We start from the raw sequence: 5,567 nt of genomic DNA, 5'->3' as shown, positions 1-5,567 counted from the left end.
ACAGGAAGGCCATGACCAGTTTGAACCGGTCGGTCGGCACGTTCGGATCGGAGGTTGCCGGCCAGAGCATGGTCAGGATAAGACCATAGTCCCAGGGGGGTGGGCAAGCGCGATGGTGGCGGATTTGACGCGGGCCCCATCTGATCGGAGAGGTTTCTGATCGGAGAGGGGTTTGACGAGCGAGAGCGATATGCGATTAAGTTGACGCGACAGCGGCAACATAATCGCATGAAATCGCTCGAAAAAACATAGAGCTCGAGCGTTAAGCTGAAAGCATAACGCTCGAGGTCTCCGAGGGGGGCGTTTTGACGGGAGAGAGCGGGATGGCCGATCCGACCATGATGTTGCGGCGCATGTTCGCCGCCGCGATCGAGGCCGCCGCACCGGCGCGCTGCCTGCCCGCGCATCTGCCGCCGCCGCCGGCGGGGCGGACGATCGTGGTCGGCGCGGGCAAGGCGGCGGCGGCGATGGCGGCGGCGGTGGAGGCGCATTGGCCGGCGGAGCGTCCGCTCGAAGGGCTGGTGGTGACGCGCTATGGCCATGGGGTTGCGGGGTGCCGGCGGATCGAGGTGGTCGAGGCGTCGCACCCGGTGCCGGATGAGGCCGGGGTGCGGGCGGCGGCGCGGATTCTGGCGCTGGTGCGGGGATTGGGCGCGGATGATCTGGTGCTCTGCCTGATGTCGGGCGGGGCGTCGGCGCTGCTGGCGCTGCCCGCGCCTTGGATCGATTTGGCCGATAAGCAGGCGATCAACCGGGCGTTGCTGCGCAGCGGCGCGGGGATTCATGAGATGAATTGCGTGCGCAAGCATCTGTCGGCGATCAAGGGCGGGCGGCTCGCGGCGGCGGCGGCACCGGCTTCGGTGGTCACGCTGATGATTTCGGACGTGCCGGGCGATGATGCCTCGGTGATCGGGTCAGGCCCGACCGTGCCGGATGCGACGACGCGCGCCGAGGCGGCGGCGATTCTGGCGCGCTACGGGATCGCGGTGCCGCGATCGGTGGCGGCGTGGCTGGCGGACCCGGCCGCGGAGACGCCCAAGCCAGGCGATGAGGTGTTTCGCAACACGCTTGCGGTGATGATTGCGACGCCGATGATGGCGCTGCTGGCGGCGGCGGAGGTCGCGCGGGGGTGCGGGGTGACGCCGCTGGTGCTGGGCGATGCGATCGAGGGCGAGGCGGCCGAGGTGGGGCGCGTTCTGGCCGGGATGGCGCGGAGCTGCGTGGTGCATGGGGTGCCGGCGGCACCGCCCTGCGTGCTGATTTCGGGCGGGGAGACCAATGTGACGGTGCGCGGGCGCGGGCGCGGCGGGCGGAATCTGGAGTTTCTGCTCGGCCTGGCGCTGGCGCTCGACGCGCAGCCGGGCATCCATGCGATCGCGGGGGATACCGATGGCATCGATGGCACGGAGGCGAATGCGGGGGCGATCGTGACGCCGGCGACGCTGGCGCGCGCGCGGGGGTTGGGGCTCGATCCCCGCGCGGTGCTGGCGGATAACGATGGCTACACGCTGTTCGCCGCCCTCGGCGATCTGGTGGTGACCGGGCCGACCCGGACCAATGTGAATGATTTCAGGGCGATCATGATCGGGTAGCGCCGCGCCGGCGGGGTTGGTCAGCCCCAGTCTGATCAGCCCCAGTCTGATCAGCCCCAGTCTGATCAGCCCCAGTCTGATCAGCCATGGCGCATGCCGACGGCTTCGATGAAGATTGTGACCAGAAGCACGGCGAGGACGACGATCGAGACGGTCCAGCGCAGGGCGAGATAATTCGAGGGGACGAGATCGCGGCCGCGGCCGATGGTCTCGCCGATGATGGTCGCGAAGAAGCCGGCGATCAGGATGGCCAGGGCGGCGCGGGGGGCGGCGGCGAGGGTGAGGATCAGCAAGGCGAACCAGGCGATCAGGGCGGGGGCGACGCCGAAGGCGAGACGCTGGTGGTTGAGTTTGGGGTCGGTCACGACGCCGCCGGGTTCGAGCGCGAAGCCCCAATGGACCGCGCCGAGGAAGCTGAGGATGCAGGCGCCGTAGGTGATCATGGCGATGGTGGCGGCGGGGGCGTTGGTGGGTTGGGTGATGATGATCGCGAGGGCGGCCAGGAAGGGCGTGGCGCCGGCGGCGGTCAGGAGGGCGGCGGTGGTGAAGGGGGATCGGGTCATGGGCCGGAGGTATGCCAGCCTCAGGGCAGGAAATCGAGTCCGATGTCGAGAACTTTGGTGCTGTGGGTGAGCCAGCCGGCGGAGAGCAGGTCGACGCCGGTCTCGGCGATCGCGGGGGCGGTTTGCGGGGTGATGCGGCCGGAGGCTTCGGCGATGGCGGTGTGGTTGATCATCGCGATCGCTTCGCGGAGCGCGGGCAGGGTGAAATTGTCGAGCAGGATGGCGTCGGCGCCGGCGCGCAGGGCCTGGGCGAGTTGTTCGAGCGTATCGACCTCGCATTCGATTTTGACCAGATGGCCGGCGGCGGCGCGGGCGCGGGCGATGGCGCTGGAGATGCCGCCGGCGATGGCGATGTGGTTGTCCTTGATCAGGATCGCGTCGTCGAGGCCGAAGCGGTGGTTGGCGCCGCCGCCGCAGCGGACCGCGTATTTCTGCAGGGCGCGCAGGTTGGGGGTGGTTTTGCGGGTGCAGGTGATGCGCGCCTGGGTGTGCGCGATCGATTTGGCGATGAAGTTGGTGGCGGTGGCGATGCCGGAGAGCGGGCCGAGGAAGTTGAGTGCCACGCGTTCGGCGGAGACGATGGCGCGGGCGTTGCCCTCGATGGTGGCGATGGTGTCACCCGGGTGGACCTCGCTGCCGTCCGGGATGTGGATGTGCAGGGCGAGGGTTGGGTCGAGCAGGGCGAAGGCGATGGCGGCGCAGTCGAGCCCGGCGATGATGCCGGGGTCGCGGGCGATGAAGGCGACGCGGGTGGTGGCGGTGGCGGGGATGACGGCATCGGCGGTGATGTCACCGGCGCGGCCGAGGTCTTCGAGCAGGGCGGCGCGGACGATGGGTTCGATCAGGATGCGGGGCAGCGGGTTGGTCATGCGGCGATCCGGCGGGATTGGGGGGCGAGGGCGGTTGCGAGGGTGATGGTGGATTGGGTGGCGGTGGCGGCTTTGGCCGGGTGGTCGGTGCGGCTGTGGGCGCCGCGGCTTTCGGTGCGGGCGCGGGCGGTGATGGCGGCCATCAGGGCGATCAGGGCGGCATCATCGGTGGGTGCGTGGGGGGTGAGGGCGGCGATGATTGTGGCGAGGCCGGTTTCGGTGCGCAGCACGCCGAGGTGGCGGCTGACCAGGTCGCGGATGAGGGCGAGGTTGGTGGTGGGGTGGGGTGCGGTGGTTGGCGTGGTGGTGGTGGCGGTTGCGGTCGTGGCGGGGAGGTGGGCCATGGCGCGGCCGGCGGCGTGGCCGGTGACATAGGCTTCGAGCAGGGAGTTGCTGGCCAGGCGGTTGGCGCCGTGCAGGCCGGTGCAGGCGGCTTCGCCGGCGGCGAACAGGCGGGGGATGCTGGTGTGGCCGTGCGCATCGGTCGCGATGCCGCCCATGTGGTAGTGGGCGACCGGGCGGATCGGGATCGGGGTGGTGGCGGGGTCGATGCCGGCGGCTTTGCAGGCGGCATCGATGGTGGGGAAGCGTGTGGCGAAATCGGCGATACGGGTGGCGTTGAGCGCGACGCGGTGGCCATTGGCGAGGTGGTGGAACACGGCGCGGGAGACGGCGTCACGCGGGGCGAGTTCGGGGGTGAAGCGCTGACCCGCCTCGTCGATCAGGATGGCGCCCTCGCCGCGCACGGCTTCGGAGATCAGGGGCATCGGGGACAGGCCGGTGTCGAGCCCGGTCGGGTGGAACTGGATGAATTCGAGGTCGCGCAGCACGGCGCCGGCGCGGGCGGCGAGGGCGAGGCCGGTGCCGGTGGCGCCGGCGGGGTTGCTGGTGTGGTGGTAGAGCGCGCCGAGGCCGCCGGTGGCGATCAGGATGGCATCCGACGGGAGATAGGTGGGGGTGGCGTTGTGGGTGATCCACAGCCCCTCGATGCAGCCGTTCGGCGCGTGCAGCCCGGTTGCGATGGTGTGTTCGCGGATGGTGACGTGCGGTGCCGCGCGGACGGCGCGGGCGAGGGCTGCGGTGATGGCGAGGCCGGTGCGGTCGCGGACATGGGCGATGCGGCGATGGGTGTGGGCGGCTTCGAGGCCGAGATTGGCATCGAAGGTGACGCCGAGACGGCGGAGGGCCGCGATGGTTTCGGGGCCCTGGCTGATGATGCGTGTGACGGCATCGATGTCGCAGAGACCGTCGCCGGCGGCGATGGTGTCGTCGATATGGCTTTGGATGCTGTCATTCGGGCCGATCGCGGCGGCGATGCCGCCTTGCGACCAGAGGCTGGCGGCGCCGTTTTCGAGCGTGCCGGCGGTGATGATGGTGACCGGTTCGGGCGCCATGGCGAGGGCGGCGGTGAGGCCGGCGAGGCCCGCTCCAATGATATGCTTCATGGGATTTCCAGCATGCGTTCGACCGAGAGGCGGGCGCGGGCGATGGTGGTGGGGTCGAGGGTGATCTGCTCGGTCAGGGTTTCGAGCGCGTGGCGGATGTTGCGCAGGGTGATGCGTTTCATGTGCGGGCAGAGGTTGCAGGGTTTGACGAATTCGGTGGCCGGGTTGGCGGCGGCGATGTTGTCGGCCATCGAGCATTCGGTGATCAGGGCGACGCGGGCGGGGCGGTGCTGCGCGACATAGGTGGCGAGGGCGGCGGTGGAGCCTGCGAAATCGGACGCCATCACCACATCCTCGGGACATTCGGGGTGGGCGAGCACTGTGACATTGTCGTATTGGGCGCGGAGCTGGGCGATGTCCGCCGCGGTGAAGCGCTCGTGGACTTCGCACGCGCCGGTCCAGGGGATGATGGTGATGGCGGTTTCGCGCGCGGTGTTGGCGGCGAGGAAGCGGTCCGGCAGCATGATGACGGTGTCGGTCCCGGCGGCGTGTGCCGCGTGTTCGACCACTTTGCGGGCGTTGGCGGAGGTGCAGCAGTAATCGACCTCGGCTTTCACGGCGGCGGAGGTGTTGACATAGGCGATGATCGGGAGGCCGGGATGGGCGGCGCGCAGGGTGCGGACATCGGAAGGGGTGATGCTTTCGGCGAGCGAGCAGCCGGCGCGGGAATCGGGTGTGAGCACGGTTTTGCCGGGGTTCAGCAGTTTCGCGGTTTCGGCCATGAAATGCACGCCGGCGACCAGGATGATGTCGGCGGTGGTGGTGGTGGCCTCGCGGGCGAGGGCGAGGCTGTCGCCCACGATGTCGGCGACGCCGTGGTAGATTTCGGGGGTCTGGTAGTTATGCGCGAGGATGATGGCGTTGCGCGCGCGTTTCAGGGCGCGGATGGCGGTGATGTCGTCATGCATCAGCGCCCATTCGGCTTGCGGGATGTGCATGGCGAGTTTGGCGTAGGCGGGGTCGGCGAGCGCGTTCATGGGGCGGTCCTTATACTCTGTATGAGTATATTTATGGCGCGATTTTTACGGTGAGGGTCGTCAATTACCTTGGTTATATTAAGGCTGAGTATATCGGGGTCAAGGCCGCGCAGGCGGCGGG

5 protein-coding genes are annotated in these 5,567 nt (G+C 69.1%); 1 reads left to right on the top strand and 4 read right to left on the bottom strand.

Annotation, left to right across the window (positions count from 1 at the left end; all coding sequences use genetic code 11):
• The first annotated feature begins 323 nt into the window (after positions 1-323).
• Positions 324-1,592, top strand: coding sequence for a glycerate kinase type-2 family protein (locus ACP5E6_RS05730; RefSeq protein WP_427952711.1), 1,269 nt, complete (start codon positions 324-326; stop codon positions 1,590-1,592).
• 80 nt (positions 1,593-1,672) lie between these two features.
• On the opposite strand, the gene ACP5E6_RS05725 is transcribed toward ACP5E6_RS05730, so the two are convergent.
• From ACP5E6_RS05725 to nadA, 4 genes are read right to left on the bottom strand one after another with little or no spacing between them, the layout of a single operon-like run.
• The gene (locus tag ACP5E6_RS05725; protein WP_427952709.1) at positions 1,673-2,155 is read right to left on the bottom strand and encodes a DUF3429 domain-containing protein; all 483 of its coding nucleotides are present in this window, start codon (positions 2,153-2,155) and stop codon (positions 1,673-1,675) included.
• 20 nt (positions 2,156-2,175) lie between these two features.
• Positions 2,176-3,024: a carboxylating nicotinate-nucleotide diphosphorylase gene (nadC, locus tag ACP5E6_RS05720; protein ID WP_427952707.1), complete on the bottom strand. Its 849-nt coding sequence runs from the start codon at positions 3,022-3,024 to the stop codon at positions 2,176-2,178.
• A complete protein-coding gene (locus ACP5E6_RS05715; protein WP_427952705.1) occupies positions 3,021-4,469 on the bottom strand; it encodes an L-aspartate oxidase in 1,449 nt (482 codons plus the stop codon). The genes nadC and ACP5E6_RS05715 overlap by 4 nt, the downstream gene beginning before the upstream one ends.
• On the bottom strand, positions 4,466-5,446 hold the full coding sequence (gene nadA / locus ACP5E6_RS05710) for a quinolinate synthase NadA (protein ID WP_427952703.1): 981 nt from the start codon (positions 5,444-5,446) through the stop codon (positions 4,466-4,468). The genes ACP5E6_RS05715 and nadA overlap by 4 nt, the downstream gene beginning before the upstream one ends.
• Positions 5,447-5,567 lie beyond the last annotated feature (121 nt).

Source organism: Acidiphilium sp., assembly GCF_049977125.1.
In the GTDB taxonomy this organism is placed as follows: domain Bacteria; phylum Pseudomonadota; class Alphaproteobacteria; order Acetobacterales; family Acetobacteraceae; genus Acidiphilium.
Note: the sequence above shows the minus strand (reverse complement) of the source record. Positions and strands in the feature narration are given on the sequence as shown.

Coding starts and splice junctions, on each gene's coding strand:
- ACP5E6_RS05730 (WP_427952711.1), top strand. CDS start 324: ATGGCCGATCCGACCATGATGTTGCGGCGCATGTTCGCCGCCGCGATC.
- ACP5E6_RS05725 (WP_427952709.1), bottom strand. CDS start 2,155: ATGACCCGATCCCCCTTCACCACCGCCGCCCTCCTGACCGCCGCCGGC.
- nadC (WP_427952707.1), bottom strand. CDS start 3,024: ATGACCAACCCGCTGCCCCGCATCCTGATCGAACCCATCGTCCGCGCC.
- ACP5E6_RS05715 (WP_427952705.1), bottom strand. CDS start 4,469: ATGAAGCATATCATTGGAGCGGGCCTCGCCGGCCTCACCGCCGCCCTC.
- nadA (WP_427952703.1), bottom strand. CDS start 5,446: ATGAACGCGCTCGCCGACCCCGCCTACGCCAAACTCGCCATGCACATC.